General features: G+C 40.5%; 10 protein-coding genes. 1 reads left to right on the top strand and 9 read right to left on the bottom strand.

What is annotated here, in order from left to right; all coding sequences use genetic code 11:
* Positions 1-43 precede the first annotated feature (43 nt).
* The 6 genes from QYB97_RS23275 to QYB97_RS23250 form a co-directional block, all read right to left on the bottom strand.
* Positions 44-2,812: a glycoside hydrolase family 2 protein gene (locus QYB97_RS23275; protein ID WP_301168394.1), complete on the bottom strand. Its 2,769-nt coding sequence runs from the start codon at positions 2,810-2,812 to the stop codon at positions 44-46.
* Positions 2,813-2,881: 69 nt separating this feature from the next.
* Positions 2,882-4,870: a right-handed parallel beta-helix repeat-containing protein gene (locus QYB97_RS23270; protein WP_301168393.1), complete on the bottom strand. Its 1,989-nt coding sequence runs from the start codon at positions 4,868-4,870 to the stop codon at positions 2,882-2,884.
* A 108-nt stretch (positions 4,871-4,978) separates the two neighbouring features.
* Positions 4,979-6,529, bottom strand: a complete 1,551-nt coding sequence (locus QYB97_RS23265; RefSeq protein WP_301168392.1) for a type 2 periplasmic-binding domain-containing protein — start codon at positions 6,527-6,529, stop codon at positions 4,979-4,981.
* A gap of 52 nt (positions 6,530-6,581) precedes the next feature.
* A complete protein-coding gene (locus tag QYB97_RS23260; RefSeq protein WP_301168391.1) occupies positions 6,582-7,460 on the bottom strand; it encodes a carbohydrate ABC transporter permease in 879 nt (292 codons plus the stop codon).
* A 12-nt stretch (positions 7,461-7,472) separates the two neighbouring features.
* Complete coding sequence (locus tag QYB97_RS23255) at positions 7,473-8,444, bottom strand: ABC transporter permease (protein WP_301168390.1); 972 nt, start codon at positions 8,442-8,444, stop codon at positions 7,473-7,475.
* A 196-nt stretch (positions 8,445-8,640) separates the two neighbouring features.
* Positions 8,641-10,524: a beta-L-arabinofuranosidase domain-containing protein gene (locus tag QYB97_RS23250; protein ID WP_301168389.1), complete on the bottom strand. Its 1,884-nt coding sequence runs from the start codon at positions 10,522-10,524 to the stop codon at positions 8,641-8,643.
* Between the two features lie 151 nt (positions 10,525-10,675).
* On the opposite strand from QYB97_RS23250, the gene QYB97_RS23245 reads away from it, so the two are divergent.
* Complete coding sequence (locus QYB97_RS23245) at positions 10,676-11,539, top strand: helix-turn-helix domain-containing protein (protein ID WP_301168388.1); 864 nt, start codon at positions 10,676-10,678, stop codon at positions 11,537-11,539.
* A 48-nt stretch (positions 11,540-11,587) separates the two neighbouring features.
* On the opposite strand, the gene QYB97_RS23240 is transcribed toward QYB97_RS23245, so the two are convergent.
* The 3 genes from QYB97_RS23240 to QYB97_RS23230 are packed head-to-tail and all read right to left on the bottom strand — an operon-like array spanning position 11,588 to position 14,091.
* Positions 11,588-12,022 carry a DUF6526 family protein gene (locus tag QYB97_RS23240; protein WP_301168387.1) on the bottom strand — a complete coding sequence of 145 codons (435 nt, stop codon included), beginning with the start codon at positions 12,020-12,022 and terminating at the stop codon, positions 11,588-11,590.
* An 18-nt stretch (positions 12,023-12,040) separates the two neighbouring features.
* Entirely contained in the window at positions 12,041-13,141 is a 1,101-nt protein-coding gene (locus tag QYB97_RS23235; RefSeq protein ID WP_301168386.1) for an ABC transporter permease, read from the bottom strand.
* Complete coding sequence (locus tag QYB97_RS23230) at positions 13,138-14,091, bottom strand: ABC transporter ATP-binding protein (protein ID WP_425589839.1); 954 nt, start codon at positions 14,089-14,091, stop codon at positions 13,138-13,140. Before QYB97_RS23230 ends, QYB97_RS23235 begins: the two co-directional genes overlap by 4 nt.
* Positions 14,092-14,116 lie beyond the last annotated feature (25 nt).

Below are 14,116 nucleotides of genomic sequence, written 5' to 3'. Positions count from 1 at the left end.
TCCCGTTCGATCATAACTGGATATGCGCCGGCGCTTGCACGCTCTAATTTTCGGAAGATTGGCTAAGGTACTGTATCCGATCATGACCATTTGCACCTCTTTTCAGCAAATATTGAATAATTATGTCTAACCAGTAGGAGGCCGCAGGGTTATACTTTAAACCAGAAGGTTCGGATCCCAATCCGCCATCAAAGCGGAGGGTGGTAGCAATGAGCTTTCCTTTGCCTATTTCTTTCTCAAACATATAGGAATGCAAATTAAAGTTCCGGGCATCAAGCCGTCCTATTAAACTTGCTGAATCAATCTCTTGTATATTAAATGCAGTATCTGACGCTAATCCATACATGGCAAGGCTGGTATGGCTTTCATGCGGAAAGGCATCTGTTACTGGATGACGATAAAAAAGTTGTACAGATTCTCTCCAAAATGGTAAAGATGAAACTGGAAAGCACCCTTCCCCCCGCTGAAGATAAAATACCGCCCCTCCCTTTTCCATGAACGCCTTATGGCTATCCGTCAGATTGGACGTTACTATTATTTGTGTCTTATCAGTGATACTCGTGGAAAAATAGCGTGTAGGATATATCTCCTTAATTCCGTCAAAGACGTGAAACGGATCATCTATTAGAATATCTAATCGATCTCCCTTCATTTTGGAAGTTTCAGGAAAAATCCATAATTCCCATTGATTATCAAGCTTACGTTCTTCTGTGACTAAGGTTGCCCTCAACACTAATTTCTTTGGTTCATCCACTGTAGGACACACAAATTCTCCCACTCCAGCTTCTGTAGCCTCTCCTTTATAAAAAGAAAGATTTTCTATCATCCCACTGCAATAGGATTCACTTTGTCCTTCTCCTCTTACTTCCCAAACCAGGCTTGCATTGCTTATCGAATTTGTCCCATAATGTGAGACAAAAAAATGAGGTCTGACTATCTCATTTGAACGGTAGTTGTAAGGATCCCAATTAATTAGTCTGTCGCCGCCGTTTGTCCAGCCTCTTTTGTTATCCCAAGTCAATGAAATAACAGTATCAGAATTAAAACGTTTAACATCTTCAGAGTCATGGTAAGCCTGACCGTAATCATCAAAGATCGCGCTGGTGGCTACCGGGTTGCTCTTTATAGAGGTAAGCGAGTATCCCGTGATATTTTTGTAAGTACGAACAAGTTCCAATACATTTTTTCTATAGACTAATGCACTTTTTACTGAGTTTTTTCTCAGTTCATCTTCTGAGTAAGGAAGTTTTAAAGCTTTAACACGTTCTTCCTGTTCAGACCATTTCCATGCTTGAACCGCAGAACCCGGGTTCTCAATGTCATTGTTTTTTAACCACCATGGCAGCTTGCCGCCATACTTTCCTCTAAGTTCACTAATATTTCGAAAGACATCATAATCACAAAACTCACCAAAGAACCATGGTTTCGTTTCCCTCCATGATCCAGCAAACTGTTGAATGAGGTCTCTATAAAAATGAATATCGTTGTAAAAATGATAATCATAAAAATCTGCAAACTCTTTTAAAAGTCCTCCGTAACACTCACCCGACCCGCTATTATCCCTTACAAGAGCATTATCGGTAAGCTCCTTGGTTGTTTCATATAAACGTTTAAGCAAATTGGAACTGACTGACTGATTTAATTCACAGCCTAATGTCCAGAGTATGAGTGAAGGGTGATTTCTGATCTCTTTGATAATTCTTTCATATTGGTAAAAAACCCTGTTCTCAAATCCTTCATTGACAGAAGGCAGCCACATTGGAAGCTCCTGCCACAGGAAAATCCCTAATTCATCTGCAATATCAAAATAATCTTGTATAGGAACATAAAGACAGTGCTTCACCATATTGAAACCCTGCTCTTTAATCCTCTTAAGCTCCTCCCGTATCTCTTTACGTGAAGGAATGGGAGCAATATGTTCACCGTACCATCCCCAATGAAGAACTCCACGTAAATAAAAAGGTGTACCATTTAACAGGATTTGATCACCTTTAACCGTTACCTCTCTCATACCGAACTTGATTTCTTTCCTGTCAATGACTTCACCTCTTCTATTAACTAAAACCTCTAAGGTATAAAGAATGGGATTCTCCGGTTCCCAGAGAACAACAGAATGAGTAAAGGAAACAGTTAGTTGTCTTGGTTTTTTCCAGTCAGTTTGCAAGGGATCCAAAAATTCTGTTTTTCCGCCTACTTTGTTCTGGTCCTGGTCAAATATGCTAAAAGTTATGTTTTCATCTCCAACTGGGTCAAAGAGATCTGCTTTGTAGTCAAGTTCTATTTCTTGTGTGGTTACTCTTGGCTTAACAAATACATCTTGTATTAAAATACTGGGCTGGACTCTGATATGTACAGGCTTCCAGATCCCTCCAAAAACCACTCCCACATCTGGTAAAAAACCAGCCAAATGTTCTCTAATGGGAAATGTATTACCTTGTTTAATAACTTTTACCGTGAGAACATTTTCCTCATTGTTTAATACTGACTCTTCTGGAAAAGTAAAATTGAATGTATTCCACCCTCCTTCATGAGAGCCTATAAAAATGTCGTTTAACCAAACTTCACAAAAATAATTTACTCCTTCAAATTGAATATATAAGGTTTCATCTCTCCAAGCATCGGGAAGAAAAAAACTTTTCTGATACCAGACCGGCCCATCACTTTTTTTGTTGATTTCGTATTGCTCCCAGCAGCTTGGAACCTGTACACTTTGCCACTTTCCGGTTTCAACTATATCGTGTACTTGTTTTATTTGTTCTTCAAAATCAATAAACATTTTCCATTCACCACTTAAATTTACAGATCGCTGCATTAACCTTCCCCCTTAGTAAAAAGGCATTAAAAGCTTGAAATCAGACCAAGCATCTTAATGCCTTATTTGTTACTGAATTGTTAATCCGTCAATCCAAAAGCTGAAATAACCCTCTTTTGAATGCACAGCAAGTTCAATAAAATTTATCTCATTTTTGGATGGAGACCCTGCTTCATGAACATTCCACTGTTTTGATTCATTTAAGTCTATCTCCAAATACACCCATCCATAACGGGCTTCTGAGCTAACGCTGGGCCATGTAAAATCTAGTGTTTTAGGTGTGTACGAAAAATAGTTTTGATCATTTGTTGCCAAAGTTACTGTGGGGGTTTGGTAATTGACGAGCGCGTCTCTAATCTCATGCTCTATTTTTACCCAGAAGCTGAGACGCTCTTTCATTGATAGGTCCAATCCCGCATTTTTTTCTATGGGATAATGGAACTTAGCCAGGTTGCTGTTGGTTCTCAACTTGATAGAATTAGCACCTTGGATTGTTGTTTCATGATCAATAACCATCTCGGTAAAGCTATCGTCAGGTAGCGCATTAACTCCCCATTCCAGCTGATTATTTGTCTCTGTGCCAATTTCGCTTTCATTTTGCAGCACATAAAGGTCAAACCAAATAAGATCCGAGAGCTTTCCATCATTTACTGTTAAGCTCACCCGGTAAAATCCTGGTTTTTCATAATTATGTTTTACTTTTTCATCCGTTGATTGTGTTCCATCCCCTAGATCCCACCTATAAAAGAGTGGTTTCTCGCTTTGAATACTGCTGAGAGAAGCATCAAATGTGACAAAGTGCCCAGCATATACTTCTTGATGAGAAATGTCTGCTTTGGCCACTGGAGCAATGTCGTTGATGTCGGCCTCACGGTGAAAAATATCTGTCACATTGTCATCTACCTTAATATCTCCAAGTTTGTTTCCTCCAAAATCATTACCTGCAATATCCAGCCAGTTTGCATGTTTCAAGTAAATACCGTATGTTTCATTATCTGTGATTGTATTTTGCTGAATGATCCAGTGAAAGGCTTCATACCCTTCTTTAAACCGGACAGCAACACCTGCATTTTTATTATGATGTATGTAGTTTTTCTTCATGATAAAATGAGTACTGCTTCCATTTACAACTGCCACTCCTGCATTGCCAAATGACTCAGGGGCATTACTGATTCTTATCCCATTATAAGCTGCCTCATTCCCTACAAATACGGTATGATCAGAGCCTCCCAGCCAAAAACCATAACTTGAATGGTTCCCTTTATTATTAATCAGAACATTGCCTGGATCCCATATCTCCCATGCATTGTTATGAGCATATGAAGCATCGTTCCCTTCAAAATAATTGCCCGTGCTCACATAATTATTTAACGAGCGAATAAAAACACCATCGCCTCCGTGTGTAAAATCATTATTAAAGAAACGATTATTGTTTGACCCGGACTCAATAAGCACTGATGTAGAATCTCTGGCATGGACTTCTCCCGGAGCAATCCTAAGACCATAATTCATCACATTATCGCGAAACATGTTTCGGCATGATTTCCATAATTTCAGGCAAACATTATGGCAATGTGCAAACTCGTTGCTCTCAATCGTATTATCAGCGCAATCCTCCAAGAACAGGCAATTCCAAACGTTGTTTCCCTTATTTGAACGAACAATACTCTGGTTAACATTCTTCATCCATAAAGCCCCGTCTGGATTACCATCACCCCATCCAAAGTCGGGGTCTGTATAATTATCAGAAAAATCATTATTATCGATGAGCATTTCTTGACCATTCATTAATTTACACCCAAGTAAAAAGCCTTCGATTTTAATATTCTTAATCGTAATGTTAGTGTGGCCGTTAGAGTAAATTCCTGTTCCTCGATAGCTGTATTTTTTCTCTCGCCTTCCTGGTCCCTTAATTACTGCACCATTACCATCAATCGTAATATTGCTCGCACCAATAATCAGTCCTTGGCCGCTTGAAAAGTCATATTCTCCCGGTTCAAGTTTAATATCCTCTTTTATGACCATCCCTGATACAGGTTTTTCCAAAATCGTTTGCATAGACATTAACCTCCTTTAAAGTCAGGAAATGAGGGGTTTAGTTAGATATATCCTAAAGGGAATATGCCCCCAGACCAATCCAGGAGCATATTTATCATGCAGTATTACTTACTGGTTGTTGTATCTAGCATGTGCAGATTGCTTTGCTTTTTGAATATCTTTAATCCCCATCGAATTTAATGTTTCAACATAAGACTTCCACTCTTTATCAATATCTTTTTTGCCAGTAATAAAAGCATCTCTCATTTCTGACTTATACGTTTCAATATCTGTAGATGCCGCCTGGACAACATCATTTTCCTTTTTTGTCATGTATAGAATTGGTTCAATGGCATTTGAAATATCCACATCAGCCCATGCTTCCCTCGTTTTCACCCCATCATCATCGAGAAGAGCTTTTGTAGCATCTACATCCGTAACGGTCAGCCACCATGGGTTTACATACTTGGTCGCTTCCACTCCAGGAACATTGTCTTTAGATTTCATAATCTTGTCTGTATAAACATTTTTTCCACCTTTCTTTTCAAATGTTTCACCTTCAATCCCCCAGTTAAAGAGAGTCTTGCCTTTTTCTGAATAGCCGTAATCCAAGTATTTTACAATCTTCTCAGGATTTTTAGCGGTGGCTGAAATTGCTAACCCGTACGGTTGTGCCACCCTCTTTGCGGTGGAGTTGAAAGATACGGAAGTACCTTCATATTGCAGATAAGGGACAGGCGTAAATTTAAATGGATTTCCACCATCAGATGCAAGTTTCATGATTCGCCCAGCAGTATCGGTATTGTCAATAAACCCGGCACTTTGGCCTTCAACTAAATGTTTATCGTAAATATCAACCTCTTGCGTTAGAAAATCCTTATCGATTAAGCCCTCTTCATACATTTTGTTAAACCACTTTAAAGCCTTTTTGTATTTTTCTGTAGACGGTCCATAGGTAACTTTGTTATTTTCAAGATACCAATCGTCCGCCACCCCAAATCCGTAAAATAACTTACTTAATTGCTGAGGATACCCGGTTAATCCTACAAATTTTTTTGTCCCGCTAACCTTTTGATCCTTCATTGCTTTTAGAGTCTGGTACAATTCCTCATTTGTTTTCGGCACGTCTTTATTTACCTTCTTCAACCAGTCTTCTCTTAAAATTAACCCCTCACCTAGATTCAAGAATTTATCAAGTGTAATCCAAGGCATATAATACATTTTTCCTTGAGGATCAATAACCTGTTTCTTTAACTCAGGATTTTCTTCAATTAGCTTCATCAAATTAGGTGCATGCTTCTTCACTATTGGATAAATGTCCAATATCCTGTTGGCATTATGATATTGACTAGTAAGCTCAGGACTCCAGTGGTACCAAATTGCATCTGCCATTTTTCCCGAAGTCATCATTAAATTAAACGCTTCTGCCGCATCACCCGTTGGATGAATATATTTCACCTTTTTGCCCGTTCTTTTTTCCATTTCTTTGTACGCAAGAACTTGATTGTAGCTTTTGCCTCCCCACGTTTCTACCGAACCAAGCCAAGTCCATATACTAAACGCTGCATTATCATTTTCCGACGCGTCTGAGCTTGCTTTTTTTGGTTGATCTTTACATCCTGTTAAAGAAATACAGATTATCATGATTAATAAAAGAGAAAGTGATTTTTTCCATTTCATGATTTGAACCCCCCATAGATTTTTTAAGCAAGCATGTTCAACTTTTCACGTGCTACTCTTTTAAAGACCCGAGCATAACCCCCTTCACAAAATATTTTTGAATGAATGGGTAAACGAGCAAAATCGGGATTGTACTGACAATAATGGTTGCGTATTTCAGGTTTTTCGCCACCTGGTGGGTAACTGTTGCACCACTTCCGCCAAAATCTGCAACCCTTCCTTGAATCAGAATTTCTCTCAAAATCATTTGAAGCGGCCAAAGTTCCCTATTCTGCAGATAAATAGAAGCACTGAACCAGGAATTCCAATGGCCCACTCCATAAAAGAGAACCATCACAGCAAGGATTGGCTTTGCTAATGGGAGCATGACTTTAAAGAGAATTTGAAAGTCATTAGCTCCATCAATACGTGCCGATTCTTCAAGGCTGTCAGGCAATCCGAGAAAGTATGTGCGCATCATGATGACATTCCATGCTGATATCGCTCCCGGGAGAAGCAATGCCCAAACCGTATTGAACATCCCAAGTTTTTGAACAATTAGGAAATTGGGAATTAATCCTCCTCCAAAAAACATCGTTAGTACAATCATCATCATGATGATTTTCCTTCCCTTTAACCATTTTCTTGAAAGAGCATAAGCAGCAAATATCGAAAAAATCATATTAATGGAAGTCCCGACTACTACATAAAATATTGAATTCCTGAACCCTTTCAAAATAAACGAATTTTGGAACACAGCCTGATAAGTCTCAAAGGTTAGCCCTTTCGGCCAAAACATAAAAGAACCATGCTTTGCTATCTCAGAAACTGAACTGATTGAGGCTACGAAAATATAGTAGAGCGGGTAAAAAGTGACAACCATCAATAAAGACAAGGTAATGTAAACAAAAATATCAAAAACTCGGTCAATAACTGTGGGTTTATATTTCATGTCCGTCACCACCTACCATAAGCTATTCTCTGAAATCTTCCTGCTAATTCTATTTGCTGCAATTAATAAGGCAAAATTCATAACCGTATTAAACAATCCAACGGCTGTTGCAAAACTAAAGGAGGATCCTTCAATCCCTTTCCTGTAAACGTATGTAGAAATAACGTCTGCTGTTTCATACGTAAGCGGCTGATAAAGTAAGAGGATTTTCTCAAAACCGGTACTCAGCAAATTGCCGATGGTTAAAATTAAAATGATGACAATTGTCGGCCGGAGAGCCGGGAGAGTAATGTGCCACATTTGACGGAACCTTCCCGCACCATCAATAGAAGCAGCCTCATATAAATTAGGATCAACAGCGGATAATGCTGCAAAATAGATAATAGAACTCCAGCCGATGGTCTGCCAGATATCACTGGTAACATAAATCGTTCGAAAATATTCAGGAAACTGTAAAAATTGAAGGGAGTCTTTGCCAAGAATCTCACGCAATTGATTGATCATTCCGTCTGTGGCTGTAAAATCTTTTATGATCCCTACTATGACTATGATGGAGATAAAATGAGGAATATACGTGACAGTTTGTACTCCCCGCTTAAACCACTTCGCTCTAACTTCATTTAATAACAGGGCTAATATAATTGGAGCAGGGAAACCAAAAATCAGAAGCCAAAAATTTATTAAAAACGTATTCTTCATCAGCCTCCAAAAATAAAAGCTTTGGAAAAACTCAGTAAAGTGCTTAAGCCCTACCCAGGGACTCTCAAAGAAACCCGTTCCGGGGATGTAATCCTGAAAAGAGATAACAATTCCGATCATTGGCCAATAGTGAAAAATCAGATAGTACAGCACAACCGGTGCGAGCATCAAATACACATACTTCCCCCGGTTAAAATCTCTTTTCAATCGCTGTAGCCTTGTTTTTTTCTTTTTCTTTACCGAAATATCAGCCAGATTCAGCTTAGATACATTTAAATCATCCATGATATCCCCCTTTCATTTCCTCATTCATTAAAGATTGTTTTTATAAACTATCTAATCTATGAATACGCTTTCATATACCTTTAGTATAAAACATAAAATTGTTTGAAAAATACACTCTAAATGAACTTGTTTTTTCACAATCTGAACCAAATATTCGCTTTCTCTTTAAAAAGGTGTCAGACCATTTTATTTACATTTAAGACCTGTTTTCTATTACCGGAAATTCGGCTATCCTTAGTCGGGCTGCACCATACGGTATTAGCATAATATCTTCTTCAGGTTCATGAGATACTACGGGACTGATCGGAAGAGTTCCGGCAGAATTTTTTTCTAACTGCCATTGGGGAATTCTTCTTGCTTTAGCAATTGCTCTTATTGGACTTGACTGAGAGAAAGGCTGTTTTCCGACTGCTTCTGTTAAAAGCTGAAAGGAGTTTTCCAACTGTTCATCCAGGATTAAACCATAATTCCATGGTGATTTGGGAACGACTTCTTGGTTTGGAAACATATCATTTCCGCTTCTTTTTCTCCAATGCTCTTCTACCTTTAGTGCATACAGGAGTGGCCCGCGTTGTATACCGACTGCATTGTCTCCTCGATGAACCAACGAAAATTGCATAGGAAACTCTATTAAAATCTGGTCTCCATTTTTCCATTCTCTTGTAATGGTCACATAACCATCTGGATCAGCAGTACTACATTTCGAAGTAGAATTAATTGTTATATTTGAAGAGGTGCACCATTCAGGAATTCTGAGTTTAATGGGAAAAAGAACGGACCGGGATGTGTTCAAGGTAATTTTTACCGCTTGTTCAAAAGGATACTGAGTTTCAACTTTAATAGATACCTGCTCCCCGCTCCCAACCTCTGTTTGAATCTGGCATGGTGCATAGGAAATCACTGCTAAACCATTATCTTTTGTTTTCATCCATAGCCTTGCAGTGAATTTCGGCCATCCTTGATGCATATTTGCCGTGCAGCATCCAAAATTCGGCTCAAGCCCGAACATATTGGATTCATCTCCGTTCAACGTCCAATTTCTGCGAGCTTGAGTACACAAAACTTGATTAGCCTGCTGGTCATACTGATGCCCATGCCAATCAGGAGAAATTGTAGCGGGAAGGGCATTGAATGCTACTTTTTCAAGTATATCTGCAAAATAGCCGGATCCAAATATCCTCGCTAATGTTTCCAAGCTATACATATACTCCACCACTGCACACAATTCCACCCCCTGGCTTGGATGGGTACCTGCAAGCCATTCGTCTCCAGAAAACATTCCGTTTACTTGGCCATGGTATAGCATGAGACTTTCAATTCCTTTTCTTGAAGCTGTTCTATCCTTTTCTGATCCAGTCAGAAAATAGTGAACTGCAGGATATTTTAAACTCATGGCAACGTTTACGACATGTACCCTGTGGTCAAATCTGGTTTGATATCTCCAAAAAGGAAAATTTGAATAGATACTGCTCCAATCGATGGTTTGTTTGGCAATAATGTCGGCTAAGGTTAACAGCCAATCCTCTTTTATTTTTTGATACAACCACTGAATACAAAGGATATTTTCACCGCCACGTGCCTCTCCCCATTCTTTAAGAGGCTGAGAGTTGATTTTGCTTTTTTGGTATTCAAAATATTTCTTCATAAAGGGAACAATACGCGAATCTCCGGTAGCCTCTTCATATTGAATGAGAACCTTCAACATCACCATACGGCTCCACCAATCATCATTGCTTTTAGGTCCAAACTGTCCGCTCGGCAGCTGACTGGATAAAGTCCACTCTATCCATGGCTTTACTTTATTAATAAGTTCTTCGTATTCTAGTAAATATGCTAACGGCACCAAACCGTCGAGATAATAAGGCCCTCTTTCCCAGCTTTCACCAGAACCTCCTTTCCATCCACTATTAGGACCCACATCATCCCAGTATTCCTCTAATTTCCCCGTCATTCCTTCTGCTTGAATGATCAATTGATCTTTAAGCCAGCCCTTGGGTTTGATTGATCCAAGTGGAAGTTCAGAAAAAACCCCATTATGTACTTTTCGTTTTTCATCCATAACGTTTTCAATATCCAGCAAAATTAGGCACTCCCTTTCCCCAAATATCGTTCCAATATTTTAAATCTTCAATCTAGTATTTTGAGTATATCTCCTCTAATATTGGAATTATAGACAATTTGTGAACCTGTTTTTGTACAATATGAACTAATTAAATGTGAGGTGGGATTTAATGTCATCCTTTTTTGAATTTACAGTGCCTCCACTTCCCCATTATTTATATTGCGGGGAAGATATCTATTCTGGAAATACATCTCATCCTAATCGGAAAAATATAGAGGTTTTTGACTTACTGGTGGTCACTCGGGGAAATTTAAAAATGGCTGAAGAGGATCAGCAATGGTCTGTTGACGCTGGACAGGCACTTATCCTGAGACCAGACCGTCATCATTATCAATATGAAAAGTGTAAAGATGAGACGCATTTTTATTGGCTTCATTTCCAGACCAGGGGAGCCTGGTCTGAGAATAAGGAGAATAAAGAAAGATCAGGAAATGTACAGATTACACCGTTTCATCAAAAAGAACTATTTTATATCAACATCCCTAGATTTTGTTCCTTGTCAAACCCGATTTCTGTTTATGAAAAGATAAATAATTTACTCCTTCTCATTAAACAGCCATCTTGCAACACCAAGCTGCATGAGCAAGCAGTATTTCATGAATTGCTTCAAGATTTGCAAACTGAACAAAAACCGAATATAAATTCTACTATCCTTCAATTGGCTGAACGTACAGCAGTGTATTTGCAAAAGAATTATGAGAGCGCCATCACCTATTCAACAATTAGCGAAGAACTAAATTTTCATGCTGCTTATCTTACACGGTGTATGAAAAAGGTTTACGGATGTACTCCTTTAGATTATTTAACAACTCATCGCATTAATCAGGCTAAATTAATTTTATTAAATACAGATATGTCCATTGGTGACATTGCCGAAAAAGTTGGTTTTTCATCTACCTCATACTTCACCCGCTGTTTCTTGAAAATGGTGAAAATCTCTCCACTAAAATTCAGGAAGCGATTCCGCACATGAATTTCTGCACAAAAAAAAAGCGACCAAAAGGGGTCGCTTTTCAACGCTCTAGATTCGATAATAATCTCCCCGCCAATTCGTGATTCTCTCCTTAATTTCTTTCGTGCTCCAATTGTTTTCGGCGGCTTCCACGCTCAGTGCAGGCAATTCTTCATCACTCGCAAAACGCAAGGCGACGATTTGCCTGGCGGACAGCCGCTGGTCGAGCAGTTTACCTGTCAGCACGTAATGCCTCAGGTTTTCTTCCGCACGGATGGCCCGGTCCTGTGCTTTTAGCGGGTACAGCCGTACAAGCATAAAAATGACTACAAGCGATCCGGCCATCAGAAGCAGCACGACCGCCAGATTGATGTTTTTCCCATCCATCAATGCACCAATAAAGTAAGTGACCGCCGTGCCAAGCGAACCCAGAATAAGGATGGTCAGGACATAATGATACAGCGGGTGTACCCTCGCATGATTTTTTAAACTTTGATTTTCCATCTCAGCCTCCTAATTTGCTTATTCCCATTTAAATGTCAAACTTGCTACGATAAAGGCACCGATGATCCAGCCGCCAAGGACCAGTGCCTCCGTTCCGAGACTCATAAATGACGCGCCAACGTTCATCGTCTCTCGCATCGCTGTCGTCAGATGCGCTATAGGAAGAATATGAACGATCGGCTGGAGAAATTCCGGCATGTTTTTAATCGGGAAAAATACCCCGCCAAGAAACAGCATCGGAAAGGACAGGAAGCCTGCGATCGGACCAGCGCTTTCCGGTGTTTTGGCAATTCCGGCAATAATAAAACCTATCGCCATGAAAGCAAGCGTTCCAAGAATAACAAAGCTCACAAGAGTCAGCCACGAACCCCTGACCTCGACGTCAAACACCAGACGGGCGACCAGCAGGACAATCAGCGCCTGCAGGCCGTTCAGCATAAGGCGTGCGGTAATCTGAGCGGCAATAAACGTGTGGGCTTTTAGTGTAGTTCCCTGCATCCGCCGCAATATACCCCGTTCCCGCCAGGAGGCGATCTGGCCAGCGACTCCGTTCATGTTGTTGCTCAGAATCATCATCGCCACAATTCCCGGAACAAGAAAATCAATATACCGGAGATTCAGTGTCTCCACGCCTTTAGGATTAATCACGACAGCCGGCTTATAATCTGCCTTTTGTTTGCTTACCGCATCCACTGCATTGTAAACGAGCTGCTGGCCGACCTGTGAAACGGCCATATCGGTCTCATTATAAAAAACAGGCAGAGTAAACGGTTTTCCATTCTGTTCAGAGTTCTTCATTCTCTCTTCATAGCCCTTGGGAACCTCTACTACGAGCTGTACATCCCCTTGCTTCAACTGGGAGAGTGCATCTTTTTTACTGGATGATTTATCGAGTGAAATCGCTTCGTTTTTCTTTAAAACTTCTGCAAGCTGCTTCGACTGGGAAGAATGATCCTTGTCGACATAACCAATCGTCACCGACATGCCGTTTCCATTTCCTAAAAAGGAGCCAAGCATGACCATCAGGAAAATCGGAAATGCCAGCGTCCAGAACAGCACCTGCCGGTTGCGCAGGAAAATCCGCAGCTGAGCCAACGTTAACTGCCAATAAGCCTTCATCCTTCTCTCAGACTCCTTCCTGTCATGTGAATAAATACATCCTCCAATGTGGCGGTGCGAGTCTGGAGATCTATCAGCTTTAGGCCTTTTTGAGAAGCCGTTTCGATAAGGCTCGTTAACGTTTCCTGAAGGTTGTCGGTATACAGCACCTGCACATCCTTGTGGCCGCCGATTTGCTTCACCCCTTTAATGTCCTCTAAATGAAAAGGAGCGTTCTCGTCCATCCGGAACTCAACCGCACTGTCCGACTGCAGGTTCTTCACCAGATTTTCCGGAGTATCCAGTGCGATCATTTTTCCCTGGTCCATGATGGCAATCCGGTCACACAGCACATGTGCTTCGTCCATATAATGGGTTGTCATCATGATCGTCTTCCCTTTTTCCTTGAGATTCAGGACGATGTCCCATAATGTGCGCCTTGCCTGGGGATCAAGGCCTGTTGTCGGTTCATCCAGAAAAATGATCCACGGATCATGTACAAGGGCAAGCGCAATCGCTAGCCTCTGCTTTTGCCCTCCGGATAAACTCTTGATCCGGCTCCGTCGTTTGTCTGTCAGTATCATGTCCTCAATCAAATCGGGAATGGATATATGCTTTGGATAAAAGCTCGCATACATTTTTAAAATTTCTTCAACGGTGAGGAGTTCAAACAAGGTGGTGGATTGCAGCTGCACACCGATCACCTCTTTAATGCGTTCGAGGTCTTTTCGAATATCGAAATCCCCGATCCATGCGGTTCCTTCGTCCGGTTTCCGAAGTCCGACCAGCATCTCAAGCGTTGTCGTCTTCCCCGCCCCGTTCGGTCCAAGCATGCCGAATACTTCTCCTCTATGTACCTCAAAGTCAACGCCATTTACCGCGTAAAAATCCCCATAGCGTTTCACCAGATGCTCGGCTTTAATAATCGTTTCATGAGAACTCAAGGTTATCCCCCATTTCTTAACTTCCATCATAAAAAAAGAGCTAGGTAACCCT

The organism is Fictibacillus fluitans (genome assembly GCF_030418125.1).
In the GTDB taxonomy this organism is placed as follows: Bacteria; Bacillota; Bacilli; order Bacillales; family Fictibacillaceae; genus Fictibacillus_C; species Fictibacillus_C fluitans.
This window is presented reverse-complemented; position numbering and strand designations above follow the sequence as displayed.

Excerpts from the sequence above, each read along its gene's own strand:
- QYB97_RS23275 (WP_301168394.1), bottom strand. The coding sequence starts at position 2,812 with ATGCAGCGATCTGTAAATTTAAGTGGTGAATGGAAAATGTTTATTGAT.
- QYB97_RS23270 (WP_301168393.1), bottom strand. The coding sequence starts at position 4,870 with ATGCAAACGATTTTGGAAAAACCTGTATCAGGGATGGTCATAAAAGAG.
- QYB97_RS23265 (WP_301168392.1), bottom strand. The coding sequence starts at position 6,529 with ATGAAATGGAAAAAATCACTTTCTCTTTTATTAATCATGATAATCTGT.
- QYB97_RS23260 (WP_301168391.1), bottom strand. The coding sequence starts at position 7,460 with ATGAAATATAAACCCACAGTTATTGACCGAGTTTTTGATATTTTTGTT.
- QYB97_RS23255 (WP_301168390.1), bottom strand. The coding sequence starts at position 8,444 with ATGGATGATTTAAATGTATCTAAGCTGAATCTGGCTGATATTTCGGTA.
- QYB97_RS23245 (WP_301168388.1), top strand. The coding sequence starts at position 10,676 with ATGTCATCCTTTTTTGAATTTACAGTGCCTCCACTTCCCCATTATTTA.
- QYB97_RS23240 (WP_301168387.1), bottom strand. The coding sequence starts at position 12,022 with ATGGAAAATCAAAGTTTAAAAAATCATGCGAGGGTACACCCGCTGTAT.
- QYB97_RS23235 (WP_301168386.1), bottom strand. The coding sequence starts at position 13,141 with ATGAAGGCTTATTGGCAGTTAACGTTGGCTCAGCTGCGGATTTTCCTG.
- QYB97_RS23230 (WP_425589839.1), bottom strand. The coding sequence starts at position 14,091 with ATGGAAGTTAAGAAATGGGGGATAACCTTGAGTTCTCATGAAACGATT.